The following is a 25,408-nucleotide window of genomic DNA, read 5'->3' as shown; positions in this document are numbered from 1 at the left end:
GCTTCCATTGAATAGGGGGTATGGCATGGCGACAAGCAGCCTGGTTGAGAGTTTCGGTTCATACGCAACCCGAATGACAGGCGCATTAACCGAACTGGCCGAGTTGTACTGTCGGATATATCGTTACTCGCCCGAACGTTCGCGTGAGATCGAATGGATGATCAACGAAGAGCGCCGAAACGGCCACGTTTACCTGGTACGCCTGGTTAGCGGGCGACTGGTTGGCTTCATCAGCTTTCGGATCGATGTACCCGAAGGGAGCATCCTGGCTGAGCTATTTCACATCGGGTGTCTGATCACGTCAAGTGTTCCCGGTGGCGGCAAGGAGCTGATCGAAGCGATGTAGCGGCATCTCGGTGCGAAGCATGGTAGCGAGCTACATTGTGTCTATCTGCGGACACATGTCGGCAACCAGACAGCCCGAAAACTCTATGAGCGGTGCGGGTTCTGGCCGGTGGCTTTGCTGCCGGATCACTTCCGTTCCGGGGTAGACGAGGTCGTCTATCAAAAGCTGTACAATGTTGGTCCGGCCGAGCAGGAAAGGCTGGAGCGGTTGTCACGCTGTTTCGGTGAGCAGATGTCGGCTTTTGAAAATCGAGGCGCCTGCATCTAGAACCCATGAGTCCTTGGCCCGATCGATATGATTGGGCCCTATTTTATTTATCGAAATATGTGGCAATCGTGTTATAATGACGCCATATGAACTCCGAATCATTGTTAGATAATCTCAACCCCGAACAGCTCAAAGCCGTTCAGCATACGAACGGCCCTTTGATGATTGTGGCGGGAGCCGGTACCGGAAAAACCACCGTTATTACGCGCCGGTTAGCTTGGCTGATTGACCAAGGGCTGGCCAAACCCGATGAAATACTGGCTTTGACATTCACCGAAAAAGCCTCGGGCGAGATGGCCGAACGGGTCGACCGGCTGCTGCCCTATGGCTATGTCGATCTGTGGGTATCGACTTTTCATGCATTTGGCGAACGGGTGCTACGCGACCGGGCATTGGATTTAGGTTTGGACCCGGGATTCAAGGTGCTGTCGACTCCGGAGCAGTGGTTTCTAATACGGCAGAATATGGACGACTTCAAGCTGAAATATTACCGTCCGCAAGGCAACCCTACCCGATTTATCTACGCGCTGGTCAAACACTTTTCCCGGCTCAAGGATGAAAATATCACCGCCGAGGCGTATTTAGCGTACGCTAAAAAGCAACAAAAGTTAGTAAACCGAACTGACTCTGAACAACGCGAATTGGTAGAGAAAACATTAGAAGCGGCCCATGCTTTTAGTATTTACCAACAGCTCTTGAAAAAGCAGGGTTGGATGGACTTTGGCGACTTAATTATTGAGCTGCTCAACCTATTACAAAAACGCCAGTCAGTATTGAATGATTATCGCCGACGGTTCAAATATATTCTGGTCGATGAATTTCAAGACACCAACTTGGCGCAATATCAGTTAATAAAATTACTGGCCTTGCCAAAGAACAACTTGACGGTCTGTGGTGATGACGATCAGTCAATTTTTAAATTTCGTGGTGCGTCGGTATCGAATATTCTTCAATTCAAGACTGACTTTCCAAAGTCAGCCGATGTTGTGCTGGTTCAAAATTATCGCAATAAACAAAACATCCTTGATTTAGCGTATAATTTTATCCAATTCAATAATCCCAATCGGCTTGAAGTGCAATTGGAACAATCAAACCCAGACCAACAGTTAAATCCGATCAGCAAAAAATTAAACGCCCAAAGAGACGGTTTGGGCGTGATCGAACATTTACACGGAGAGACGGGTGAGGGGGAGGTAAAGTTGGTAATGGATAAAATCGCCGAGTTACGCACGGACAACCAGGCTGATTGGAACGACTTTGCCATTTTGGTACGAGCCAACGACACCGCCCAGCCATTTATCAACGCGCTCATCAAGGCCGGTGTACCATATCAATTTGTCGCGTCAAAAGGATTGTATCAAAAACCTGAAATCATTGACTTGATATCTTATCTCCGCTTATTGGACAACTACCACGAAAGCGACGCGCTCTACCGAGTATTGTCGATGGGGGCGTTTGATATTAAAATTGGACAAATAATAAACCTGACTCACTTTGCCCACAGCGAAAGCTTGTCACTATTCCAGGCACTGGAGCGCCATCGTGAAATAAAGACGAACGTTGAGACGCGTCAGAAGTTTGATCACATCCTGGAATTAATAGCGACCGACACGGAATTGACCCGCCACCAGTCGGTGGGTCAGATTCTCTATCGATTTGTCAATGAATCTGGGTTAATAAAACATCTGACCAGCGAAGCCACACTAGCCAATTCCGAACAGATATTAAATATCAACCGCCTATTTGACCGAATAACCGAATATGAATCACGCAACGATGATAAGTCGGTGCGCGGTTTTTTGGAACAGCTGCGTTTGATGATGGAGGTGGGACAGGACCCGGCGCCGGCCGCGATTATCGAAGGTCCGGAAACGGTCAAAGTAATGACGGTACATGCGTCAAAAGGTTTGGAGTTTCGATATGTGTTTCTGGTCCAAATGGTCGATAAGCGTTTTCCATCGATCGACCGCTCCGAACAAATTGAAGTGCCCGCCGAACTGATTCCAGAATATCTTCCCGAAGGCGACGTGCATTTGCAGGAAGAGCGACGCTTATTCTACGTAGCCGTGACCCGAGCCAGGGATGGATTGTTTTTTACATCCGCCGAACGTTATAGCGGCCAACACCCAAAGAAACTATCACACTTTCTAACCGATTTAGATGATGTCCAGAAAACTATTCCGGCCACAACCAAGCCAGAAACAAAATCAGTGGTAAATTATGATGCCAAAAACTATCCATCCGCGCCATATCAGCACGTTCTACCGGATCACCTGAGTTTTTCTCAGCTGAAATCGTTTACCACTTGTCCCTACCAATACCGGTACTCATTTTTACTCAAAGTACCGCATGAACCGCGTTCGACTTTCGGTTATGGCCAGTCATTGCACAACACTCTGGCGCAGTGCTTTGCCATCATTCAGCAGGGGAAGCGCCTGACCGAGCCGGTGATGAAGCAGCTGTATGCAGCTAATTGGCTATCGGGTTGGTATGATTCGCCCGAGCAAATGACCGAACGAAAACGCCAGGGTTGGCTGGTGCTCAAGTGGTACCTTGGTCAGTACCGCCAGCAGCCTACACAAGTTTTGTTCCTGGAAAAAGGTTTTCATCTCAAAATAGGGGATACCATTGTCAAAGGCGTAGTGGACCGGATCGATCAGTTAACCGATGGCACGGTTGAGATAATTGATTACAAAACCGGCCAGCGACCCAAAACGAAGAAGGGCGATAACGCCGATCAGCTATATATCTACGCGGCGGCGGTTCAAGAGGTGCTGAAATTAACACCCAGTCGGCTGACTTATGTCTATCTGGACGATCGTTCCAGCCGGACATTGCCAGTCGATGACCAGAAAATCGCCGCTGTCAAAACTAAGTTTTTATCGACCGCCAAAGCGATCCAAGAATCCACTTTTCCGCCCACGCCGGGATTCCATTGTCAATTTTGTGACTTCAGGAATATCTGCGAGTTTAGGCAGATATAATTAGCCTAATATTAGGCAATAACAGCATTTTAATTAAAAGGTTAATTTGTTTGCCAAACATTGCTAAAATTGGTATTATAAAGGTGGAAAAAGTACGGTATTTTTGGGTTTAACACAAAAAAGACCTATGTCCCTAAAAAAGTTCCTTATTTTCATGACCATCACCACGATTATTTGTTGGGTGGGCTGGATCACGGTGCTTTATTACATAGATCCGGAGTCAACCGGCGTGATCGGATTGAGCTTGTTTTACATCAGCCTATTTTTCGCGCTGATTGGGACATTTACTCTGGCTGGCTTTTTTATTCGAATCTGGTTTCAAAAAACCGAAATGCTATTCCAGCACGTGGGCGTGGCGTTCAGACAATCGATGTTCTTCTCGTTGCTGGTCGTTGGCGCGGTGATATTGCAGGGTATGCGCTTATTAACTTGGTGGAACGCGGCATTATTTATCCTATTTCTGGCCACGTTGGAATATTTCTTCCTCGCGCGGCGGTCAACGAATTAACGTAAATATGAAAGAGAAATTAGTTAAAATAAGGCAGTCGGCACTGGACGCGATTCAGGGCTGCACCAAAATAGACGGTTTATTGCATTTGGAGACACAATTTTTGGGTCGTAAATCTGAATTGAGTAATCAGATGCGTTTGGTAAAGGATCAGCCTGTCTCGGAACGTCCGGCGCTGGGAGCTTTGGCGAATTCCATCCGGCAGGAAATCAATCAAGCCTTGGTAGCGAAAAAACAATCGTTAAACCAGGTTAGTACACCCAAGTTTGACATTGATCATACGTTGCCATCGATAAAACCAGTGGTCGGTCACTTACACCCAATCACTATATTTATGGATCGGATCATCGAGATCTACCGGTCGATGGGGTTCGATGTCGCTGAGGGTACGGAGGTAGAGACCGCCGAATACAATTTCGATAAGCTGAACATTCCGAAAGATCATCCGGCGCGGGATATGTGGGACACATTTTATTTAAAAACGGCGGGCAAGTCAGGGAATGATGAACTATTGATGCGTACGCACACATCGCCCGTGCAATTAAGGTACATGGAACACAGCCGGCCGCCCGTTAGACTGATCGTACCGGGACGGGTATTCCGGCACGAAGCCACCGACGCTTCGCACGAATCGACGTTTTATCAGTGCGAGGGCTTGGTGATCGATCGGGGTATATCATTGGCACATTTGATCGGGACACTGAAAAGCTTTTTGCGGGAATTATACGAAGCCGACGTAGTAATTCGCGTACGGCCGGAGTTCTACCCGTTTGTTGAGCCAGGGTTAGATATAGACTTGCGCTGTTTACTTTGCGGCGGCAAAGGTTGTCCGGTCTGCAAGCAAACTGGTTGGATCGAGCTGATCGGATCGGGAATGGTTCACCCGGCCGTGTTGCATAATATGAAACTGGATCCGAAAGTTTACTCGGGTTTTGCTTTTGGTATGGGTGTTGACCGATTAATGTTGCTATATTATGGCATACCAGACATCCGGCTACTTTATGCTGGTGATTTGAGATTTAATAGCCAGTGGACATAAATTTACTACAATGAAAAAAGCGCTCCAACAGGTCGTAATAACTAAACAATTCGATGCCGTCATAGCGTTTGCTATTTTCATAATGATTACACTGGGCATTGACTACGCCATCGGTATGTCATTTAGCGCTTCATCTATTTTAGCGGATACGGTTATCAGCTTGGCGGTGGCGGGCGTAGTATATTCCAACGTTGACGGCAAGAAACTTACTCGCAAAGTTATCAAACAGCGCAGCGACCATTTTTTGGTAGCCGGAATGCTGGCGATCGGTTTCCTGCTGTTTTGCTTATTTTTAATATCATACATCTTGGAGTAATGACGATATGAGATTATCGCGTCAATGGCTCAATGAAATAACTCCGGTTAAGCAAACTGACACAGAAGTGGCGGCGGTTTTTACGCGGTTGGGTTTCGAATGCGAGCATATCGAAAGTATCGGCATCGGATTGGATCGTATTGTTACAGCTAGGATTCTCAGCGTCAAACCCCATCCTAATGCCGATAAACTCCAATTGGCTACAGTTACTGACGGCACCAAGCAACTCGAGGTAGTCTGTGGCGCGCGCAATATCGCGGTCGGACAAGTCGTACCGCTGGCTCGTGAAGGCGCTGTTTTGCCCATTGGTCAAAAAATTGAAAAAGCCAATATTCGCGGCGTCGAATCGCGCGGCATGTTGTGCTCGGGCAAGGAGCTGGGGCTAAATGACGATCACAGCGGCATCTGGCAGATTGACCAGCTTATCAAGCCGGGCACGCCGCTATCGCTGGTGCTGGGACTGCCGGATACGGTGTTTGACCTGAACGTCGCCCCCAACCGGCCGGATTGTTTATCGGTAGTGGGTTTGGCGCAAGAATATGCTGCTCACACGGGCCTGAAACTACAATTGCCGCTTGACCGACTGAAACAGTCGTCAACACCTACGGTAAAAAGTATCACAGCTAAAATGGTCGCTCAGTCAGCCTGTTCGCACTACGCACTTCGGTATATCGCAGACGTGAAGGTCGCAACCTCGCCTTGGTGGCTCCAGAAACGTTTAATTGCCGGAGGCATTAGACCAATCAACTCGGTGGTTGATGCCGCGAACTATATTATGCTGCTCACCGGCCAGCCGCTGCACGCGTTTGATGCCGACAAAGTCAGTCCACTGAAGGGCAAAAAAACAATTAGTGTCCGCATAGCCAAACCCAACGAAAGCATCGAACTGCTTGACGGTACGAAAAAGACCCTCACGTCCGCGGTCACCGTGATCGCTGACTCAAACCGGGCCTTGGCGGTGGCGGGTGTCATGGGTGGCGCCGATTGCGCGGTGACTGAGCAAACCCGGAACGTTATTATAGAATCAGCCGTGTTCAACCCAAAAGCTATCCGGCGCTCCAGCCAGCTTCTTAATATTCGTACTGAAAGCTCGAGCCGCTTTGAAAAAGGGGTTGATTCAATGGGTACCGACACGGCGCTGGACGCGGTGGCGGCCCTGATCAATGCGATCGGTGGTGGTACCGTACAGCGCGGCATTATCTATGGCGCCAAAGCCAAACCGGTGAAAAAAGTACTGCGCTATCAGGCCGATGAAGTCAGCAGTTTATTAGGTATTAATATCACGGCCGCCAATCAGATTAAGATATTAAAAAGCTTGGGATGCTGGGTCACCAAGTCGGGACGGCAGTTGATTGTCACCACACCATCGTGGCGGATAGATTTGGCGCACATGGCTGATCTGGCCGACGAAATCGGACGACATACAGGCTATAATAATATTAAGCCGGCCTACTTAACGGGCACGATTAAACCAGTGGCGGATCATTCCAAGATTGCGATCAGCCGGCCAATTAAAGCCCGCCTAGCGAGAATGGGCTGGGATGAAATGTATAATTATACTTTTTACAGCGCCGACCTGGCCGAATATTCTGGCTCGTCGCTTAACAAACATTACGCGCTGTCCAATCCGCTGAATCCGGAACAGCAGTACTTGCGTACCAGCCTGGTACCGCGATTGTTAGAAAATATTCGGCATAATTCCGGTCGCAATGAAAGCATGAAAGTGTTCGAAATCGGCACCACGTTTCAACCTGACGGAGTGAAGCCGAAAGAGGTATTCAAAGTGTCGGGTGCCATTACTACGAAATCTGGCAATGGCGAAGCTCTGTTGCTTGAGGCCAAGGGGATTATTGAGGCACTGTTGGGTCGCTCAGCAATACTGGCCCAGACGCAATCCGGGCAATATGCCACTAACGACTGCGATGGTCAGATCAGAGTTTGGAACGAAGATAGTTTGAAGAAATTGAAGATAAGCCAAAACGTTATCAGCTTTGAGATTAATTTAACTGATTTAAGCCAATTAAACTCCCGATGGTCATACGGAAAATATTCCGTTTTCCCCAGCATCAAACGAGACTTCTCGCTAATTATTCCGGAACTGGTTTCATTCGGTGCGATAGTTGCTGATATTGAGTCGATCAATCAGTCAACCATTACGAAAGCTGAACCGCGCGGTTTGATTTTGGCCGTTGAAAGAGTGGGTGAAATCTACCGCGACGAACGTATTGGCTCAGGCAAAAAGAATCTTACTCTGCGTTGTTTATTCCAAGCCGAGCAACGAACACTAACTGGCAGTGAAGTTGAAATATTATGCCGTCAAATTACCGACCGTTTAAATACTAAACTTGGGGTTACTCTTCGGAGTGGCTCAAGTCCCAAATAATCAATTTACACACGTATGGCTAAGAAAACTACCGAACCGACCATGAAATCCAAACAATCCAAAGGCGGCGAATACGGCGCCAAGCAGATTACCGTTCTCGAGGGCTTGTCAGCGGTTCGCAAACGACCCGGTATGTATATTGGCAATACCGCCAGCGAGGGTCTACACCACATGATTTGGGAGGTGGTGGATAATTCGTTTGACGAAGCCATGGCCGGTTACTGTGATACCATTATTATCCGTTTACTACCTGACAACCGGGTGGCGGTAGTCGACAATGGACGGGGCATCCCAGTCGAAAAACATCACCAGACTAAGAAATCCACACTAGAAACAGTCTTGACCATCTTGCACGCCGGCGGCAAATTTGGCGAGTCGGGTTACAAAGTATCCGGCGGTTTGCATGGCGTGGGCGTATCGGTGGTAAATGCTTTATCCGTCTGGTTGCGCGCCGAGGTGAAGCGTGACGGCAAGGTCTGGGCCCAAGAGTACAAACACGGCAAGGCGACCACTCAAGTGAAGCCGTTCAGTAAAAGCAAGGAAACCGGTACAACGATAATTTTCCAGCCTGACCCGGAAATATTTACCGTGCTCGAGTTCGATCTGGGAATAATTATTGAACATTTGCGCCAGCAGGCATATCTGACCAAGCGGGTGACTATTGCGATCGAAGACCAGCGGACCAAAGGACAGGAAATGTCCTACCGGTTCTATTTCGAGGGCGGTATCGAATCTTACGTCCGCCATTTGAATCGCAACAAGGAAACCAAGAACGAGAAGGTGTTCTACATGGAGAAGGAGGAACAAGACATAAATGTTGAAATAGCCCTACAGTATACGGACGAATATCGCGAGACGCTGTATGGTTTTGCCAATAATATCTTCAATCCAGAAGGCGGCATGCACATTGTCGGTTTCAGGACCGCTTTGACTCGATCACTCAATTCTTACGCTCGCAAAAAAGAATTTCTTAAAGAAAAAGACGAAAATCTGACCGGTGAAGATGTTCGCGAAGGCCTGACGGCAGTAATCAGTATCAAGCTGACCAATCCTCAGTTTGAGGGCCAGACCAAAGCCAAACTGGGCAACGCTGAAGTTAAACCGATCGTGGAGGCATTGTTCTCGGACGCGTTTAATAATTTTATGGAAGAGAACCCAAAAGATGCCGAAGGAATATTGAGCAAGTGCATCCTAGCTGCGCGAGCTCGCGTGGCTGCCAAAGCCGCTCGTGAAACGGTGCTGCGGAAGGGGGCGTTGGAAGGCATGACGCTGCCGGGCAAGCTGGCCGACTGTTCGTCACGCAATCCCGAAGTCAGCGAACTGTTCATAGTTGAGGGCGATTCGGCGGGTGGTTCAGCCAAGCAGGGACGCAATCGAGAATTCCAGGCCATACTGCCGTTACGCGGCAAAATATTAAACGTCGAAAAAGCCCGTTTGGATCGAATGCTGACATCTGATGCCATCAAATCACTGGTGATTGCGCTCGGTACAAACATTGGCGATCAGTTTGATATCTCAAAACTCCGCTATCATCGGATCATAATAATGACCGATGCTGATGTCGACGGTGCCCACATTAGAACGTTATTGCTGACGCTGTTTTACCGTTATTTCATTGACATCATTAACGGTGGATATCTGTATATTGCCCAACCGCCATTGTATCAGGTGACGGTTGGCAAAGAATCGGCCTACGTATACTCCGATGCTGAATTAGAAAAAACCCAAGCCGAGCTGCTGGCCGCGCGGCAAGCTAAGGCTAATACTAAGAAAAAAGCTGCTAAAGTGACTGATGAAGAGGTAATTGAGACTACGGCTCATGTATCGATCCAGCGTTATAAGGGTCTGGGTGAGATGAATCCCGACCAGCTATCCCAGACCACCATGGATCCGGCTAAGCGCATTTTGAAGCAGGTAAATATTAGCGATGCTAAAAATGCCGACGTGGTGTTTGATGTTCTGATGGGTTCGGAAGTCGGACCGCGAAAGAAATACATCCAATTGCACGCAAAAAACGTGAAAAACCTTGATATCTAAGCAGAAAACGAGTACTAATCGGTCGTGCTAAACCGGTCAGTGCTTGCCAAGAAGGGCGGGATAGTGTATATTGTTGACAATACACGATCCGCCTCCGAGCGGATTTTAAGAACCATAAAAAATGGACATTTCCAACAATCGCATCACCCGTTACATCAAAGAATCAAAAGACGAATTACGCAAGGTCATTTGGCCAAGCCGTCAGGATACGGTTAGACACACCTTGTTGGTTATCGGCATCAGTGTGTTTGTGGCCATATTCTTGGGGCTGGCCGACTGGTTTTTCAACAAAGGTTTACGGTATATAATCGATCGATAATCTAAAACAGCGACATCTATGCCAAAGCAAACAGCCGCGCACGGACGAAGATGGTACGTACTTCACACCTATTCCGGTTACGAAGAAAACGTATCCCGCAACCTGAAACAGCGCATAGAATCCATGGATATGGAGGATAAGATTTATAATGTTCTGATTCCAACCGAGAAGAAGATAAAGATCCGCAACGGCAAGCGTAAGATTGTGACCGAGAAGATTTTTCCAGGATATGTGCTGGTTGAGATGGTGGTGACCGACGACTCTTGGTATGTGGTGCGCAATACGCCCAATGTAACCGGATTTGTTGGTTCCGGTACTACGCCAACTCCGATATCAGACGAAGAAGTGAAATCGCTCCAAAAGCGAATGGGCGTTGAGGAGCCGAAATACAAGATTGATGTGTCGGTCGGCTCGGCCGTGAGAATAATTGACGGGCCGTTCAAAGAATTTGAAGGCCGGGTCAGTGAAATCGATGAGTCCCGTGGCAAGGTCAAAATCCTGGTTTCAATGTTTGGTCGCGAAACTCCGGTGGAACTGGACTTCCTGCAGATAAAGAAGATTTAATAATACCGAACTATATGGCTAAGAAAATTAAGACAGTCATCAGGTTACAGATTCCGGCTGGAGCCGCCACGCCCGCGCCGCCAATTGGGCCGGCGCTGGGTCAGCACGGTTTGAATATTCAGGATTTTTGCCAAAAGTTCAATGCTCAAACCAAAGACAAAGGCGGAGACATTACGCCGGTAGAAATCACCGTGTTTGAGGATAGAACTTACTCGTTTATCACCAAAACGCCGCCCGCCGCCGTACTGCTTATGAAAGCGGCCGGTATTCAAAAAGGTTCGGATAACGCATTACGTAAAAAAGTCGGCAAAATCACCTTGGCGCAATTAAAAGAGATTGCCGAGATAAAATTACCCGACTTGAATGCTAACGACGTCGATGCCGCGATGAGCATCATTGCCGGCACAGCCCGGAATATGGGTATCACGATAGAATAATTAATTTAGGGTGGGAGGCTGTTCGCAGCCGCTCGCACCACCCAGGAGAACAGCATGAAACGCAGCAAACGCTATCAGACCGTCAATCAGATGGTGGACACGACTAAGGCTTATCCAATCGACGAAGCGTTAGAATTGGTGGCGCAAACCGCTCAAACCAAGTTTGATTCCTCGGTTGACGTCCATATTCACTTAGGTATCGACACGAAAAAAGCCAACCAGCAAGTACGATCAACTGCCCAGCTGCCCAACCCAACCGGCCGTAAAAATGTGATTGCGGTTATCGCCAGTGAAGCCGACCAGGCAAAGGCTAAAGCAGCCGGAGCAGACATTGTAGGCGGTGACGATCTGATCCAGAAGATCAAAACTACCCAGAAAATTGATTTTGACATTGCCATTGCCACGCCGGAAATGATGCGGTCGCTGGGCCAGATTGCCAAACTATTGGGTACGAAAGGCGTCATGCCGAATCCCAAGAACGAAACAGTTACGGCAGACGTGGTCAAGACCGTGCGCGAGTTGAAATCCGGCAAAGTGGCGTTTCGGGCCGATGAAACCGGTAATATTCACCAGATGATCGGCAAGGTATCGCACGGCGCGGCAAAGCTGAAAGCCAACTATATTGCGCTGCTTGAAGCGGTGCGGCGCGCCAAACCAGACACAGCCAAAGGGGAATACATTGCCAATATCACCCTGGCCTCAACAATGGGACCGGGGATAAGGGTCAGTCTATAATTATCCCGCATGCCTATGTCCATAAATAACCAACACCGTCCAGACTGGGACGATTATTTTATGGCAATTACGCGTATTATTGCTACTCGATCCACTTGTGATCGACTGCACGCCGGCGCAATTTTGGTAAAAGATAACCGGATCATATCCACCGGCTACAACGGCTCGCCACAGGGATTGGCGCATTGTGACGACGTCGGCCATCTTATAGAAGAGGGACATTGCGTCCGAACAATTCACGGCGAACACAACGCCATTCTGCAAATAGCCATTGCGGGTGGGCCGAGTACGATTGGCTCAACCATGTATGCCAAATACAACCCCTGCATTCATTGTGCCAAATACGTGGTATCGGCCGGTATCAAGCGGGTAGTGATTGGGCAGCTTTATCGCGGTGAGGCAGCGGTAGAATATTTAAAAAAAGCCGGAATCATAGTAGACAACTATCGAGCTAATCCTGATTGGAATACAACAATCCGGGAAATGTTTTCCGATCAAATCGAAACAATCGACGCTCCCGAAGGTAAAGTTAATCTCAAGGAGATAAAACTATGATCATTGGCTTAACTGGATATGCCATTGCTGGAAAGACGGCTGTGGCCGCATATCTCCAAACTAAGCGATTTGAGTTGCTTAAATATTCGGCGGAGAATCTGGCCAAAGTTGCGAAATTGCCCAACGGTGAATACGTTTTTGATGATCTAAAGACGCCCGAAGAAGTGGCGGCGCTGAAGCAATGCGGACGATTTTCCCTGTGGAGCGTGGAAGCTCCCATGCCGATACTTTACGAACGTTTGAAAACCAGCCAGAAAGGGAAACCGGGTACATTTGCCGAATTCCGCCAACGTGAAACTACTGAATTAACTAGTGATGCTGGGCAGAAATTATTCAAATGCCGGAAGTTGGCTGATTATAACATCGTCAATGATGGCAGTATTGAAGAGTTGCATTATAAGATCGACCTGATACTGCAGGAAATATAAAAGAACAATCAATACCTTCTGGGTATATGCCTGAACCAAAGATAGTTTTAGCGGTGGTTGGTCTGCCTGGGGCAGGAAAGACCGAAGCCACTCAATATATTCTCAAGCAGACAGGATGGCCCAAGGTATATTTTGGCGACGTAATATTCGACGAGATGAAACGTCGCAATTTAGATATCAACGAGGATAATGAAAAAGTAACGCGGAATGACATTAGGGCGCAACGTGGCATGGGTGCCTGCGCCATTATATCGATGCCCAAGATAAAGAAGTATTACCAAACATCCAGCGTTGTTCTGGAGAGTTTTTACAGTTGGGAGGAATACAGGGTCACCAAGCGAGAGTTCGGCGATAATTTTTACGTGCTGGCGCTTTTCGCTTCTCCTCATACCCGGATACAGCGGTTGATACATCGTCCGGTGCGTCCATTAAGCGAAGCGGAGGCCATATCACGGGACTATTCACAGATTGAAGACGCTCACCAAGCCGGACCGATCGCCCGAGCCGATTTCATGATTATCAATGAGGGCAGCCGGGAATATTTGTTTGATCAAATTGATAAAATATTAAAGAAACTGCGTGGAATTTAAGGTTCACAAACTATACGACGATACTCGTTTGCCCGAATATGCCCATCCTGGTGATGCCGGTATGGACGTATTTAGCCGTGAAGAATATCTGCTTAAACCCGGCCAACAACACACTTTTAAATTAGGCTTTGCGGCCGAGCTATCCGATGGCTATGTGGTTTTAATTTGGAGCAGAAGTGGGTTAGCGCATAAGCATGGTGTACACTGTTTATCTGGCGTGATCGATGCCGGTTATCGTGGTGAATACGTGGTCGGGTTGTATAATACCGGCCATGAACCATATCAGATTAAACAAGGTGATAAGATAGCCCAGATCCTAATCCAGCCAGTTGAGCGTGCCACCATTGTTGAAACTGATACTTTAACCCAAACCACCCGCGCCGATGGGCGATATGCCAGCACCGGGCGATAATCATATTCAATGACAAAATTAACTCACGAAGAAATAGAGTTGCTAAAGAGATATGTTACCGACCCGATAGGTAATGTATTTTGCGTCACCAATTTAGCCGGATTGACTGGTGCCGCCTACGCTCGTTACAGCCGAGCTAAGGGAGGCTTCAGGGAGGTCCTGCTGAAGGAATTTATCAAGGAGGGCGTAGTTGACCACCAGCACGCTTCCGAGCTCATTCAGCGCGTTTTAATTGCTTATGGGGATGATTCAGTCGGCGAGCTGGAAGGGGCGCACCTGTCTTTTGAAGAAATATCCATTTTGGCCACCAAGGAGATCGAAGAGTGCCGCATCGGCGGTTCCCCGATTGAGCAATCGACACGGTACGTGTTCTATGATCAAAAGGACGACCATGGCCACTTTCGCTATTACACTGATCCGGCCATAGCTTCATCGCCCTACGCTCAGCTGTATATCGAAACGATGGACTGGCTGTTTCAGACCTACTGCGACCTGATTGAGCCGATGCAGGAGTATTACCGCAAGTTGAAATCGCTAGAACAGGCCGAATATGACATAAAAGGCCAGGGCATTAAACAGCGCTGGGTCGATTTAACCGATCCGGCGGATCAAAAAGCGTTTAAGCGCACCTACCAGTCCGATATCCGAACCCGGGCTTGCGATGCGCTACGGGCTATATTGCCGTTAGCTACGCGGACAAATGTCGGCCTATTTGGCAATGGGCGCTTTTTCCAAAGCATGCTGTCAAGTCTGTATTCCAGTTCATTGCCAGAGGCGAATATGTTGGGCAATGCATCGCAAGCGCAATTGAATCAGGTAATGCCGGTGTATATCCGTCGGGCCGAGACCAACGCCTATCAAAATGAATGCGAGCAACGACAACAGGAATTAAGCGAAGAATATCTAAAGCATGTCAAACCGATGTCTGATGAGCCGGTCGCATTGTATGACAACGGCGCCAGCTACCTGGCCCACTGCCTGGCTGGCCAAGTGGTGACGCTAGATTTGGTGAAGAAAACCATGAATGAAATCCGGGATCAGCTGACCCTGGCTTTAATGTTATACCCAACTTCGAAGCACCCGCTTAATCAGCTGGTAAAGATCGTCGGTCAAATGACGCACGAACAACGTCAAAAGTTGATTAATGGCTACGTGGGAAACCGGCGCAACCGGCGTGATCGTCCCTACCGGGCCTTCGAAAGCGGCTATGACTACACATTTGATTTGGTAACCGACTTTGGGGTATACAAAGACTTGATGCGACATCGGATGACATCGCAATTACGCCAGCGATTTTCTCCCTTATTAGGTTTCAATATGCCACCGGATATAATAGCCGCTGGCCATGAATCCAAGGTGCGGGAATGTCATGATCGGTCGGTAAATTTGTATAATACTTTAGTTAAGGATTTTCCAATCGCCGCTTCGTATGCCACGTTGCACGGTTCTAACGTGCGCTGGTTGATGGCCTTCAACGAGCGGGAGGCCTATCATTTATTGGAATTACGAACCACACCACAGGGCCATTCCGGTTATCGCCGGGTGGCGCAATTAATGCATCAGAAAATTAAGGAACGTTCGGCTTGGCGCGCCGATTTGATGAAGTTCGTTGATTATCATGAATATCAATGGGCGCGGGGAGACGCCGAAGCTAAACAACGCGTCAAAGAAAAAGATTTGGACAAGAAGATCGGCCACTTAGATACCCTATAGGTTGCTCGATAGCGGTCGGGTGGTTGTGATATACTTAACTAAACAAAAAAACCCATGAAACGAGCCGGTTATCTCATTGCTGTGTATGGCATAAACAATATCGGTAAATCAACCCAGGTTGAAAAACTGGTAGATTTCTTAAAAGCCAACAAATGGCCGTCCGAAAGTGTGAAATATCCGGTTTACCGGCAAAAACCGACGGGTCCGCAGATAAATTCGATATTGCGCGGCGGAAAAAAACAAGGCATTTCCGAGGAAGAATTCCAAATGTGGTATGTACTGAATCGTTTTCAATATGAGCCTGTTCTGCGAAAAAAAATTCAGCAGGGTAAGATTATCGTAGCGGAGGATTATAAGGCGACCGGGATTGCCTGGGGGGCCACCAAGGGCGCTGACCTGGACTGGCTGGTAGATCTGAATAAGCCGCTATTAAGGGAAGATCTGGTAATATTGCTGGACGGTGAACGTTTCTTAGCGGGTAAGGAAAAACGGCACCTGCACGAAGGACGGGACGATTACATGAAGCTATGCCGCCGCTGGTATCAGAAATTGGCGGAGATGTACGATTGGAAAGTCGTCAATGCCAATCAGTCAATCCAACAAGTGCACGAAGATATTTTGGAAATTGTTTCAGCATTTTTACGCCAGCACAACACCTGGCAGTAAGACGGATAATATTATGGAATTAGAGCCGGTCATCGGCCTGGAAATTCACGTGCAGCTGAAAACTAAGAGTAAGATGTTTTGCAGCTGTGACAACGCGGGAGAAAACCAGCCGCCCAATACAACCATTTGCGAAATCTGCACTGGCCAGCCGGGTACACTGCCGATGTTAAACGAACAGGCGGTTGATTTTGGCATTCGGATCGCGCTGGCGCTCAATTGCCGCATACCCCATCAATCGGTGTTCAGTCGAAAGAGTTATTTTTACCCCGACTTACCAAAGGGGTATCAAATATCGCAGTATGACCAACCGATCGCTCTGGAAGGACAGTTTACTTTTCCGGTTGATGGTGAAACGAAGACAGTTGGCATCATCCGCGTTCATCTTGAGGAGGATACGGCTAAAATGACACATCTATCCAGCAGCGGAGAAAGCATGCTTGATTACAACCGCGCCGGAACGCCGCTGGTGGAAATAGTCACGCAACCTGATTTCCACACCCCTCAGGAAGCCAAGAGATTTTTGCAGGAATTGCGATTATTATTTCGCTACTTGGATGTTTCAGACGCCGATATGGAGAAAGGCCATCTGCGATGTGACGCAAATATATCGCTCCGGCCAGTGGGAGAGTTGAAGTATTATACCAAAATAGAGATAAAGAATTTAAACTCATTTAGATCGGTCGAAAAAGCGCTGCAATACGAGATCGAACGTCAAACCAAGCTCTGGGAAGCGGGCCAGGCGCCCAATCAGCACGCCACGCGCGGCTGGAATGATCAGCGGAATATTACGGTCGAGCAGCGCACCAAAGAAGGGGAGGCTGATTATCGCTATTTCCCCGAGCCTGATTTACCGCCACTGAAAGTTACCCAGGCTGAAATTGAAAAAATGCGCATCACCATGCCGGAATTACCGAGCCAGGCGCGCATACGTTTGAATGACTCATACGGGCTTTCGATTACCGATATTGATGCGATTGTCTCAGATCGGGTACTTCTGGAATATTATGAATCAACCATGTCAGAACTGGAAGCCTGGCAGGAATCAGAGGGTCTGGAAAGCGAGCCCACTATGACAGAGGAATCGCGAAGACGGCTGTCAAAAACAACGGTCAACTGGCTAATTCACAAGCTGTTAAAAATGATTGCAGACTCCAAGTCTGGTTTTGAGGATTTGAAAATAACACCGGAAAACTTTGCCGAATTTATCAACCTGATTGACCGGGGCAAATTGCACTCGGCTATCTCGGGTGAAGTTTTGAATCGTATGTTCGCTACCGGGCAAGACCCCTCCAGCATAATTGAAGAACGCGGCTTAAACAAAGCCGGTACTTTAGAGGATTTAGATTTGATAATCGTAAGGGTATTAAATGCTCATCCCAAGCAAATTGCACAATATCAATCAGGAAAGATTGTCGTACTCCAATATTTGATCGGACAAGTAATGAAAGAAACCAAAGGCAGCGTGAACCCGGATTTAATAAAGGATGCGTTACTAAGTAAGCTAAAATAATATGAATGAGCGTGGATCACATATGCAGGAGTATATCGAAGGCAGGTTTGGGCGGATGGAGGGTGAAGAAATTACTGACGCTGAACTGGAGGCCGCGAATAGAAGAAAGCGGGCGATAAAATCCGGTCAGGGAGACGGAGGTGAGGCTGGCGTTTTTGAGAGCGATGACAAAGAAAACGAACAGGAAGACGAGCCAGTTTAATACAAAAAAGGACCACCGGTGACGTTGGGAGCAAACCGCCCAGAGATCGCCAGGGTTGGGCGTTCCTTCCGGACGGGATTGACAAACGTCGCTAGTGGGTTGGCATCATCCACTCACGCGTGTGTTGTCACGTTGGTGGCCAGTGGCTGGCTCGGATGATGAAGTGATGTCGTGAGATTAGCACAAAACGCAGCAATGTCAATGTTACGTTATATGAAACCTTATCGCGAAAAGGTTGAAAAGTGTGAAAATTTTTCCTAACATTAGGTAAATAACAGTAATAATTATCCACCATATAATCACACAACGACCACTGTAACATTCAGGCAAAATATGGTATTATTATCACTAAGCGGTTTCAATGTGGGCCAATCAAATTAAACCATTACATATAATTTAATTAAAAAAAGACAATGAACTACTTCATGGAGGCATTAAAAAAGTACGCCGTATTCAATGGACGAGCAAACCGGGCAGAGTATTGGTATTTTGTTTTGTTTTACATTATTATCGCTGTGGTGCTGTCGATAATTGATGCCGTTCTAAAGACTAAGGGTACTCTGACGTATTTGCTATCGCTCGCTTTGTTGCTGCCGAATTTGGGATTGACGGTTAGGCGTTTGCATGATATCGGCAAGAGCGGACCGTGGATTTTCGTCTCGTTAATACCGGCGATTGGTTCAATCTGGCTGCTGATTCTGTTGGCTACGCAAGGTAATCCCGGTGACAATGCGTATGGCAGCCCATCAAAGCCGCTAATGGCCACCCCGAAACCTCCTACAACAGCATAAAGTATTAACAAAAAACTGGGTTGAAATTATACGATCCAGTTTTTTTGTTATTTATTCTGGGCAACAAAACGCCGGCAAAGTGCCGCAGCGGCACTTCTGTTTTTTATCCAGTGAATATTGGTACGTTTGCGGTACCAGGTTAGCTGCCGTTTGGCGTAGTGACGAGTGTCGCGCTTGATCAATTCAATCGCTTCATCACGGCTGATATCGCCACTGAGCCATTGGCCGATTTGGCGATAGCCGATACCAGACATGGCCGGACGCGACCAGCGATAGCGCTTGGCCAAACGTTTGACTTCCGCGATCAGGCCTTGTTTAACCATCAAGTCAACTCGCTGATTGATACGCTTGTAAAGCTTGGCGCGATCAATGCTGGCTCCCAATTGCAGGGTATGATAGCGTGGTTTTTTGGCAGCCGTTTGCGAACTGCTATGGTGTTTTGTCTGCTCAAGGGCGCGAATGACTCGGTGTCGATTTTTTAAATCAAGGGATTGTGCAGCAGCGGGGGAAAGTTTCTGAAGCAACGACGCCAATTGGGTAGTAGTTTTCGTTACCAACTTTTGGCGTAAAGATGCATCGGGGCCAGCTGTCGACAAAGAGTATCCTTCAGCCAGAGCTGTCACGTATAAACCCGTACCACCCACAATAAAAGGTAGTTTGCCTTGTTGCCACACTTCGGTCAAAACTCGATCGGCGTATTTCATGAAATCGGACAGTGTAAAAACTTGATTGGGCGTAACCAGATCTAGGCCATAATGCGGCACCACTTTACGTTCCGCACGGCTGGGTTTGTTGGTGCCAATATTCATATATTTATAGACTTGCCGCGAATCGGCACAAATTATAACGCCATTAAATTTCTTAGCCAATGACAAGGCCAGCGCAGACTTGCCCGATGCGGTTGGGCCAACCACATTAATCAGAAGATTGCGGTAATTACGTTTATTTTTCATCTTGTTTGTCAGGTGATGTTCCGTTCAAACTCCAAGCCGTAGCGCCAGATACTTTCACGCGCACAAATTGGCCGGTTAAGTTAATGTTAGTCGCGAACTTGATATTCTTGAAGCCTTTCGTATGACCATAGGCCGTGCCATTTTTACAACGCTCGACCAACACATCCTGTTCCATGCCAGCCAGCGGTTGGTTGTTTTCGAGAGCGACTTCAGCCAATACTGCGTTCAAGCGATTAAAGCGGCTCAGCTTATCGGCTGGCGTGACGTCATCGGGCCAATCGTAAGCCGCATTGCCGGGGCGGGGTGAATATTGAGCGATGTAGGCCATATCAAATCGTGCCTTACGTACCAGCTTTTCCGTCGCTTGATAGTCAGCCTCGGTTTCTCCGCAAAATCCCACAATGATATCAGTACTGATCGTGGCGTTTGGTATCAGCTGGCGAATTTTCGCCACCCGTCCCAGATAGTGTTCGATCGTATATTGACGGTTCATTCTTTTTAATACATGATTGGAACCAGACTGAACAGCCAGGTGGACATAGGGGGTAATGCGATGATTCCGAGCCATTGTTTCAATCAGCTGATCGTTCATGTCATAAGGGTGGCTGGTGATAAAGCGAATCCAATAGTTGCCATCAAAATTTGCTACATTGTTCAGTAGCTGGCTAAAATTCATTGGATTCGATACGGATCGTTTTTGGATTTCTAGTTTACCCGCGGCATTTGATTTCATTATCGAAACTTTTTGTTTCGGCAGATTTATCGCCACGCCCTCAAAATCCCAGCCGTATGAATTGACATTCTGTCCCAGCAGAGTGATTTCTTTATAGCCCTTGCTGACTAAAGCGAGCACTTCGGTGATGATATCATCGGGCAGGCGTGAAACCTCGCGTCCGCGGGTCAGGGGAACGGCGCAGTAACTGCAGAACTTATTGCACCCGGAAGAAATAGGCACAAAGGCTTGAAATGTCGATTGGTACGAAGGAGCGATGCTAAAATACTCGTCCAAAGGCGCGGTAGTACTGACAACGGGATTTGTCGGTTTCGATTTTAGTAATTCGGGCAGGCGATTAAGGTCTTTGGTCGGTAGGATATAATCGAACATCTGGCTCAGGGTGCGCTTGTCGGCATCAAGGACGCAGCCGGTCAGCACGGTAACAAATGGCCGGGTGGCCCGATACTGCGCCCAGCGTTCCGCCCGCCCGAATATCCGATCGACCGCTTTTTGGCGGACGGCGCAAGCCAGCACCATGATTAAGTTGGCCTCGCTTTCGTGTTCGGTCGGTTCATATCCCAAACCGGCCAATATTGTTCGAGCCCGCTCGGCGTCCGATTCGTTCATCTGGCACCCGAAGATCTGGATATAGTATTTCATGACTTAATATGTTTGATTATGCTGTCTAAGTCAGATTCATTAAAATGAACGAAGGAAAATTTAATATTGTTGCTGTGCTTAGAGATATATTCAGCTATTTTATACATTGTCCAGTTACAAAATGTGGTCGTGGGTACTTTTGATATTTGAAAACCACTGGCATTATTCGTATCGAGATAGTAGCAGTCCTGACCGGGTCGCGCAATCTTCTTGTTACTTCCAAAAGTATTTATCGCCACGGCCTCAAACTGGGTGGCTTTTTTCGTATGGGCCAATCCGATAATACGTTTGGGTATTTCACTGACCAGTTTGCGCTCGAATCTTGCCAGGTCGCTATTTAACGAACCAAACACAAACACATCAACGTCATTTTGACGAAACAAATCTAGATGTTTATTCGTACGAAAAGAGTAGCAAAGGGTGCTTCCCATGGTTGAATACTAAATGACTTTATCGATCCTTATTATACAGTAGGTAATACCAGTGAAACATACGCAATTTTGAGCAAAATGTCAAAAACACCTTTTGGTCAAAAGGTGAATATGACAAGCAGATTACAGTACAATGTTTCGGCGTATGCGACGCCGGGGACGAACGGAACTGGTAAACTTAGCGCAGAGCGCTACCAGTGAAGGAAGTCACCGATGTCGTATAAGCCGTGTTATACGAGGGTGGGCGTAGCGCAGTAGAGCGAAAGCGCAGCGTCCCCCTTGAGTTTGAGTTGGGGCGTTCCTCTATTTATCTTTTAATTCAATGTCAGCAAAACATAAAAAATGATCAGCCTTGCCATTTATTATATCAGAATTAGAAGATTCCCATTCTTTTGAAACAATGATTTTATCATAAGTTCTTCCTTTTGGAGTTGTTGGATTATTCTTTAAAACAAATTTAAAATCATTTTCAAATACATTTGGAATTAACTTTTCAATTTCATCATTAAAATTCATATCAGCACAGATTATTTTTGGCATTTTCTCATGAAGAATAATTATTTCAATTTGGTTTCTAATCTCTTTAAATTCACCATCTAAAAAATTCTTACCAAATTTTCTGAATGGAACCATGTGCCCAGATAGTACTCTAATGTTTGTTCCTTTAAAATCCAAGACCGCTTCCATGAAACCTTTATCATGAGAAAATGCCGTTTTCCCTCTCCATTCAAATTGGAGATTAGGATTAGGGAGTAAATTGAATTTTGATGAAATTACAGGGAATCTGCTGATGATAGAAATTGATAATTTATCATTATCTTTTAAATGGGAACCCGCTATTGAATGAGTCGTAATATATTGAAACCCCAAAGAATCAGCAATTATCTTTGGCTGATCATTTTTTTCAGAAACATGAATTTCTTGGAAACATGCAATATCTGGATTTATTGATTTTAGCTCTTGGATAAAGTAGTTAATATCTTCAATATCATATTCATGTTTCTGATTTGATTCTATGAAACCCCCACCAATATTCCATGTTGCAACTCTCATAATATGGGATTAATAAGTAAATATTTAATAATGTTTTGCTGGCTGTAGTCCCAACTCTATTTATGTACAACGTTTCGGCGTATCTGAAGTCTCGAAGTGAGTGGGGGGGGGGTATAATAGCACGGAGCGCTACCGCCTAAGCGAACGAATCCATATCGGATATACCGTGTTATACGATGAAAATATTATCCGTGTCCTTTAGGATTAAGCGTAATTTCCTCACCGCCTCCGAGGAGCTGAACTTCTCCGTCTTGGACAAGCAGTGCCTGGCCATCATTGAGCACCCGAACCGGATATTGCAGGTCTTTTGATTTTTCTTCAAGCATTGCCCTCATCTCCAGTGTGTAATGAGCTTTGAGTAAAAAAGGCACTAGGTTCATGGCAGTATAGTCTATGATACCGCATTGATCAAAACCGCGATTTGACCAGGTTGCCACAATAATTGACGGACACACGATATATGAACCAGCAGATGAACCAACGTACACAACACCTTTTTCGATCAGTCCCTGGAGAACACTTTCAAAGCCGCTTTCACGGACGGCTTTTAATAAGTAGAATGTGTTTCCACCCTCAACCATGATAATATCGTATCCGTCGAGTGCCTTTTTTAATTCTGATTCATTCTTACCGGCAATATCAATTTCCGTGTAGGAGAAGTTCAGCTCATTCATTTTTTGCCGATGTCGATCGACATAACCTGTATCATTGACCTTTTTCGATGCAGTAATAATGTATGCGATCTTACAATCGGTAATTTTCTTCGGCAAAAACTGATCTATATTATGGGCGGTGATGAACTGTCCGCTGGAAGTAAGAATTAGAGTTTTCATAGAGTCAGGATAATATTTATTTCGTATTACGTTTCGGCGTATCTGAAGTCTCGAAGTGAGTGGGGGGGGGGTATAATTGCGCGGAGCGCACCCCGAAACGAACGAGAGATTTGGGTGGAGCAAATGAGGAATTCTTGATTATTTTACCTTAAATTAGGACTTTTTACAATTCAATTTGCTCCTTGACATTTTTCAATAAATGTAATATACATTAGTGTCTCGTAATGCCACGAGACGAAAATGGCCTAAAAAGGGAGGAGCCATGGCAACAAGTCAGACTGCTACTTTTACGTGGGGTGGAAGGATCTATTCGGTAAAATCAGACAACCGCCGTAACGAGGTTCGTCTCCCCGATGGAACTTGGATAAAGGTGCAGTGGAGCAAGATCGGAGATGACCCTTGGATCGTCACGCCACTACATGCAATGGATCCCCACGAGGCCGTCGAGGTGGCCGCTACAGACCCGTCGATCACCACCTGAGAAGCGACAGCTTGATCTCAGTTTGTGTTGAGCCCCGCGTGGACTTCTGTTCCCGGGGCTCCCTTTCTTTTTCGAGACATTAAAAACGTAGTCTGAATCAAAGAAATAATCATGAATTCCTTATTTGCGGAACCAGATACACAGTGTTGTACGGTGTCGTGTTTTTGGCCATTATTAGCCACATTGATCGTCTAGCCATTGACATTTTCTGTAAGATGCGATAATTTACTTTGTCGAGGAAATGGTATTGTTGTGGTGTGTCCTGGCCCATGGGTCGTCATAGAAGGAGGTGGTCATGGCTCGTACCCCGCAGGAGATAGTCGAGAGTGTTCTCGCATGCATCCCCGACTCGGCTCCGGAGAAGGAGGTTCTGAGGGCTCACTTTGATGCGGATATGAAGACCCCTATGTTTCCTAACCTATCATGTGCTACCCCTGAGGTCCTCCAGGCAAAAGACATCAGACGGATAGCCGACGGCTGCCAAGCCTGCCAGGAGGTGTTCGGAGATCTCTCGTGGCCCGACTGGAAGGAAGAGCTCGCGGCCTATCTTCTACAGGCCGGTAAATAGGAGGTTCAACAGACATCCGCACACCCACGAGACCCACGGAGCCTACTCCAGGGTCTCGCTTCTATTTGTGAAAAAACACGATATCGTACAGCGTTTGCGTATATGCGACGTGCTAATGTCGTATACGCGCTGTTGTATGATGTCAATATTTATCGTTAGAACAGCAGCGGATCGTGACTAAGACCTTTTTGCCAAAGAAGGGCAAGGGTGATAATAACGAATGGGAGGATATATCGAACTGTTATTTTTACCTTTCGTTTATTGACCTTCAGTTTGAGCCGAGTGAGTACGTGGTACCAGAAGGTCATGTCCGGGTCTGACTTGCCGAATTGCTGAAAGGTGAGAATACATCCACCAATAACGATATTCTGTATCCACAGAACGATCGCCGCTATTGCAATTAGCCACCAGGAAAAGAATAAAGGCGAAATGAGGATGATAGCGAGTAACGTGAGATGTGCCCAGAATACGGGCCGATAATCGTTTTGCTGGTTCAACATTCTTGGAAGAGAAATATTGATGTCATATAACGTGTTAGGCGATGTGGCGCTCAACGAATACTGTTAGGAAGCGGGGAGACGCTCGGTATCTCCCCTGGATAGTCGCAAGGATCTAAACTAAGAAGTTGGAACGGGCTTTCCAGTCTCTCGGTAGTGCCCCAGATATTGCCTCTCCCTCTCTGCACCACCCTGTTCTTTGTATGCCTCATCCGAGTAGAATGTGCCGGTAAAGATCACCTCCACGGTTCCGGTTCCACTGTCTCGAACGGCAATTTGGGTAGTTTCAGCCGCAGCGTTCAAGGTGAACCGCGGGGCAGAATCTGGTCCAGTACGCCGAACAATGAGCTCTTTCATCATCATTACCTCCCTTCAGTAATTGGTCCGAGCTTCCTAACAGTATTCGTTCTTTCAA

Annotated in this window: 27 protein-coding genes; 21 read left to right on the top strand and 6 right to left on the bottom strand. The window is 47.0% G+C overall.

What is annotated here, in order from left to right; all coding sequences use genetic code 11:
• Positions 1–25: 25 nt before the first annotated feature.
• The 20 genes from WC734_00965 to WC734_00870 all read left to right on the top strand — a co-directional run bounded on the left by WC734_00965 (position 26) and on the right by WC734_00870 (position 18,802).
• On the top strand, positions 26–346 hold the full coding sequence (locus WC734_00965; protein ID MFA6197713.1) for a hypothetical protein: 321 nt from the start codon (positions 26–28) through the stop codon (positions 344–346).
• A gap of 353 nt (positions 347–699) precedes the next feature.
• Positions 700–3,597: an ATP-dependent DNA helicase gene (locus WC734_00960; GenBank protein MFA6197712.1), complete on the top strand. Its 2,898-nt coding sequence runs from the start codon at positions 700–702 to the stop codon at positions 3,595–3,597.
• 127 nt (positions 3,598–3,724) lie between these two features.
• The gene (locus WC734_00955) at positions 3,725–4,105 is read left to right on the top strand and encodes a hypothetical protein (protein ID MFA6197711.1); all 381 of its coding nucleotides are present in this window, start codon (positions 3,725–3,727) and stop codon (positions 4,103–4,105) included.
• Positions 4,106–4,112: 7 nt separating this feature from the next.
• Positions 4,113–5,144 (top strand): phenylalanine--tRNA ligase subunit alpha, encoded by a 1,032-nt coding sequence (pheS, locus tag WC734_00950; GenBank protein MFA6197710.1) that lies wholly within the window; start codon positions 4,113–4,115, stop codon positions 5,142–5,144.
• A gap of 10 nt (positions 5,145–5,154) precedes the next feature.
• Entirely contained in the window at positions 5,155–5,460 is a 306-nt protein-coding gene (locus tag WC734_00945; protein MFA6197709.1) for a hypothetical protein, read from the top strand.
• Positions 5,461–5,467: 7 nt separating this feature from the next.
• Positions 5,468–7,843, top strand: a complete 2,376-nt coding sequence (pheT, locus tag WC734_00940) for a phenylalanine--tRNA ligase subunit beta (GenBank protein ID MFA6197708.1) — start codon at positions 5,468–5,470, stop codon at positions 7,841–7,843.
• A 42-nt stretch (positions 7,844–7,885) separates the two neighbouring features.
• Positions 7,886–9,880, top strand: a complete 1,995-nt coding sequence (gene gyrB / locus WC734_00935) for a DNA topoisomerase (ATP-hydrolyzing) subunit B (protein MFA6197707.1) — start codon at positions 7,886–7,888, stop codon at positions 9,878–9,880.
• Between the two features lie 121 nt (positions 9,881–10,001).
• The gene (gene secE, locus WC734_00930; protein MFA6197706.1) at positions 10,002–10,199 is read left to right on the top strand and encodes a preprotein translocase subunit SecE; all 198 of its coding nucleotides are present in this window, start codon (positions 10,002–10,004) and stop codon (positions 10,197–10,199) included.
• Between the two features lie 18 nt (positions 10,200–10,217).
• A complete protein-coding gene (gene nusG / locus WC734_00925; protein MFA6197705.1) occupies positions 10,218–10,763 on the top strand; it encodes a transcription termination/antitermination protein NusG in 546 nt (181 codons plus the stop codon).
• Positions 10,764–10,777: 14 nt separating this feature from the next.
• A complete protein-coding gene (gene rplK / locus WC734_00920) occupies positions 10,778–11,200 on the top strand; it encodes a 50S ribosomal protein L11 (GenBank protein MFA6197704.1) in 423 nt (140 codons plus the stop codon).
• A 54-nt stretch (positions 11,201–11,254) separates the two neighbouring features.
• Positions 11,255–11,935 (top strand): 50S ribosomal protein L1, encoded by a 681-nt coding sequence (gene rplA, locus WC734_00915; protein ID MFA6197703.1) that lies wholly within the window; start codon positions 11,255–11,257, stop codon positions 11,933–11,935.
• Positions 11,936–11,950: 15 nt separating this feature from the next.
• Complete coding sequence (locus WC734_00910) at positions 11,951–12,490, top strand: cytidine/deoxycytidylate deaminase family protein (GenBank protein MFA6197702.1); 540 nt, start codon at positions 11,951–11,953, stop codon at positions 12,488–12,490.
• Positions 12,487–12,918: a hypothetical protein gene (locus WC734_00905; protein ID MFA6197701.1), complete on the top strand. Its 432-nt coding sequence runs from the start codon at positions 12,487–12,489 to the stop codon at positions 12,916–12,918. Before WC734_00910 ends, WC734_00905 begins: the two co-directional genes overlap by 4 nt.
• A gap of 26 nt (positions 12,919–12,944) precedes the next feature.
• A complete protein-coding gene (locus tag WC734_00900) occupies positions 12,945–13,508 on the top strand; it encodes an AAA family ATPase (protein MFA6197700.1) in 564 nt (187 codons plus the stop codon).
• Complete coding sequence (gene dut / locus WC734_00895; protein MFA6197699.1) at positions 13,498–13,920, top strand: dUTP diphosphatase; 423 nt, start codon at positions 13,498–13,500, stop codon at positions 13,918–13,920. The genes WC734_00900 and dut overlap by 11 nt, the downstream gene beginning before the upstream one ends.
• 9 nt (positions 13,921–13,929) lie before the next feature.
• Positions 13,930–15,633 (top strand): FAD-dependent thymidylate synthase, encoded by a 1,704-nt coding sequence (locus tag WC734_00890; GenBank protein MFA6197698.1) that lies wholly within the window; start codon positions 13,930–13,932, stop codon positions 15,631–15,633.
• Between the two features lie 54 nt (positions 15,634–15,687).
• Positions 15,688–16,299, top strand: a complete 612-nt coding sequence (locus tag WC734_00885) for a hypothetical protein (GenBank protein ID MFA6197697.1) — start codon at positions 15,688–15,690, stop codon at positions 16,297–16,299.
• On the top strand, positions 16,214–17,809 hold the full coding sequence (gene gatB / locus WC734_00880) for an Asp-tRNA(Asn)/Glu-tRNA(Gln) amidotransferase subunit GatB (protein ID MFA6197696.1): 1,596 nt from the start codon (positions 16,214–16,216) through the stop codon (positions 17,807–17,809). Before WC734_00885 ends, gatB begins: the two co-directional genes overlap by 86 nt.
• A gap of 1 nt (position 17,810) precedes the next feature.
• Positions 17,811–18,011 carry a hypothetical protein gene (locus WC734_00875; GenBank protein ID MFA6197695.1) on the top strand — a complete coding sequence of 67 codons (201 nt, stop codon included), beginning with the start codon at positions 17,811–17,813 and terminating at the stop codon, positions 18,009–18,011.
• A 413-nt stretch (positions 18,012–18,424) separates the two neighbouring features.
• Positions 18,425–18,802, top strand: a complete 378-nt coding sequence (locus tag WC734_00870; GenBank protein MFA6197694.1) for a DUF805 domain-containing protein — start codon at positions 18,425–18,427, stop codon at positions 18,800–18,802.
• Between the two features lie 47 nt (positions 18,803–18,849).
• Here WC734_00870 and miaA read toward each other — a convergent pair whose 3' ends face one another.
• The 5 genes from miaA to WC734_00845 form a co-directional block, all read right to left on the bottom strand.
• Complete coding sequence (gene miaA, locus WC734_00865; GenBank protein ID MFA6197693.1) at positions 18,850–19,755, bottom strand: tRNA (adenosine(37)-N6)-dimethylallyltransferase MiaA; 906 nt, start codon at positions 19,753–19,755, stop codon at positions 18,850–18,852.
• Positions 19,745–21,130, bottom strand: a complete 1,386-nt coding sequence (locus tag WC734_00860; GenBank protein ID MFA6197692.1) for a MiaB/RimO family radical SAM methylthiotransferase — start codon at positions 21,128–21,130, stop codon at positions 19,745–19,747. The genes miaA and WC734_00860 overlap by 11 nt, the downstream gene beginning before the upstream one ends.
• Positions 21,127–21,561, bottom strand: coding sequence for a hypothetical protein (locus WC734_00855; GenBank protein MFA6197691.1), 435 nt, complete (start codon positions 21,559–21,561; stop codon positions 21,127–21,129). The genes WC734_00860 and WC734_00855 overlap by 4 nt, the downstream gene beginning before the upstream one ends.
• 303 nt (positions 21,562–21,864) lie before the next feature.
• Positions 21,865–22,614: an endonuclease/exonuclease/phosphatase family protein gene (locus WC734_00850; protein ID MFA6197690.1), complete on the bottom strand. Its 750-nt coding sequence runs from the start codon at positions 22,612–22,614 to the stop codon at positions 21,865–21,867.
• A 185-nt stretch (positions 22,615–22,799) separates the two neighbouring features.
• Positions 22,800–23,447: a Type 1 glutamine amidotransferase-like domain-containing protein gene (locus tag WC734_00845; GenBank protein ID MFA6197689.1), complete on the bottom strand. Its 648-nt coding sequence runs from the start codon at positions 23,445–23,447 to the stop codon at positions 22,800–22,802.
• 262 nt (positions 23,448–23,709) lie between these two features.
• Here WC734_00845 and WC734_00840 point away from each other — a divergent pair, with 262 nt between their 5' ends.
• A complete protein-coding gene (locus WC734_00840) occupies positions 23,710–23,928 on the top strand; it encodes a hypothetical protein (GenBank protein ID MFA6197688.1) in 219 nt (72 codons plus the stop codon).
• A gap of 1,185 nt (positions 23,929–25,113) precedes the next feature.
• On the opposite strand, the gene WC734_00835 is transcribed toward WC734_00840, so the two are convergent.
• Positions 25,114–25,350, bottom strand: coding sequence for a hypothetical protein (locus WC734_00835; GenBank protein MFA6197687.1), 237 nt, complete (start codon positions 25,348–25,350; stop codon positions 25,114–25,116).
• Between the last annotated feature and the right edge of the window lie 58 nt (positions 25,351–25,408).

The organism is Patescibacteria group bacterium (assembly GCA_041661625.1).
Classification (GTDB): domain Bacteria; phylum Patescibacteriota; class Patescibacteriia; order JAHIZJ01; family JAHIZJ01; genus JBAZUB01.
The sequence above is the reverse complement of the archived record's forward strand: the minus strand, read 5'-3'. Positions and strand labels throughout refer to the sequence as shown.

Bases quoted from the DNA above. Each gene is read 5' to 3' on its own strand.
- miaA (MFA6197693.1), bottom strand. From the start codon at position 19,755: ATGAAAAATAAACGTAATTACCGCAATCTTCTGATTAATGTGGTTGGC.
- WC734_00910 (MFA6197702.1), top strand. From the start codon at position 11,951: ATGTCCATAAATAACCAACACCGTCCAGACTGGGACGATTATTTTATG.
- WC734_00850 (MFA6197690.1), bottom strand. From the start codon at position 22,614: ATGAGAGTTGCAACATGGAATATTGGTGGGGGTTTCATAGAATCAAAT.
- WC734_00965 (MFA6197713.1), top strand. From the start codon at position 26: ATGGCGACAAGCAGCCTGGTTGAGAGTTTCGGTTCATACGCAACCCGA.
- WC734_00835 (MFA6197687.1), bottom strand. From the start codon at position 25,350: ATGAAAGAGCTCATTGTTCGGCGTACTGGACCAGATTCTGCCCCGCGG.
- WC734_00840 (MFA6197688.1), top strand. From the start codon at position 23,710: ATGGCAACAAGTCAGACTGCTACTTTTACGTGGGGTGGAAGGATCTAT.
- WC734_00845 (MFA6197689.1), bottom strand. From the start codon at position 23,447: ATGAAAACTCTAATTCTTACTTCCAGCGGACAGTTCATCACCGCCCAT.
- WC734_00945 (MFA6197709.1), top strand. From the start codon at position 5,155: ATGAAAAAAGCGCTCCAACAGGTCGTAATAACTAAACAATTCGATGCC.
- pheS (MFA6197710.1), top strand. From the start codon at position 4,113: ATGAAAGAGAAATTAGTTAAAATAAGGCAGTCGGCACTGGACGCGATT.
- WC734_00905 (MFA6197701.1), top strand. From the start codon at position 12,487: ATGATCATTGGCTTAACTGGATATGCCATTGCTGGAAAGACGGCTGTG.
- WC734_00890 (MFA6197698.1), top strand. From the start codon at position 13,930: ATGACAAAATTAACTCACGAAGAAATAGAGTTGCTAAAGAGATATGTT.
- WC734_00955 (MFA6197711.1), top strand. From the start codon at position 3,725: ATGTCCCTAAAAAAGTTCCTTATTTTCATGACCATCACCACGATTATT.
- WC734_00885 (MFA6197697.1), top strand. From the start codon at position 15,688: ATGAAACGAGCCGGTTATCTCATTGCTGTGTATGGCATAAACAATATC.
- rplK (MFA6197704.1), top strand. From the start codon at position 10,778: ATGGCTAAGAAAATTAAGACAGTCATCAGGTTACAGATTCCGGCTGGA.
- pheT (MFA6197708.1), top strand. From the start codon at position 5,468: ATGAGATTATCGCGTCAATGGCTCAATGAAATAACTCCGGTTAAGCAA.
- secE (MFA6197706.1), top strand. From the start codon at position 10,002: ATGGACATTTCCAACAATCGCATCACCCGTTACATCAAAGAATCAAAA.
- WC734_00870 (MFA6197694.1), top strand. From the start codon at position 18,425: ATGAACTACTTCATGGAGGCATTAAAAAAGTACGCCGTATTCAATGGA.
- gatB (MFA6197696.1), top strand. From the start codon at position 16,214: ATGCCAATCAGTCAATCCAACAAGTGCACGAAGATATTTTGGAAATTG.
- WC734_00960 (MFA6197712.1), top strand. From the start codon at position 700: ATGAACTCCGAATCATTGTTAGATAATCTCAACCCCGAACAGCTCAAA.
- WC734_00875 (MFA6197695.1), top strand. From the start codon at position 17,811: ATGAATGAGCGTGGATCACATATGCAGGAGTATATCGAAGGCAGGTTT.
- WC734_00860 (MFA6197692.1), bottom strand. From the start codon at position 21,130: ATGAAATACTATATCCAGATCTTCGGGTGCCAGATGAACGAATCGGAC.
- gyrB (MFA6197707.1), top strand. From the start codon at position 7,886: ATGAAATCCAAACAATCCAAAGGCGGCGAATACGGCGCCAAGCAGATT.
- WC734_00900 (MFA6197700.1), top strand. From the start codon at position 12,945: ATGCCTGAACCAAAGATAGTTTTAGCGGTGGTTGGTCTGCCTGGGGCA.
- WC734_00855 (MFA6197691.1), bottom strand. From the start codon at position 21,561: ATGGGAAGCACCCTTTGCTACTCTTTTCGTACGAATAAACATCTAGAT.
- rplA (MFA6197703.1), top strand. From the start codon at position 11,255: ATGAAACGCAGCAAACGCTATCAGACCGTCAATCAGATGGTGGACACG.
- nusG (MFA6197705.1), top strand. From the start codon at position 10,218: ATGCCAAAGCAAACAGCCGCGCACGGACGAAGATGGTACGTACTTCAC.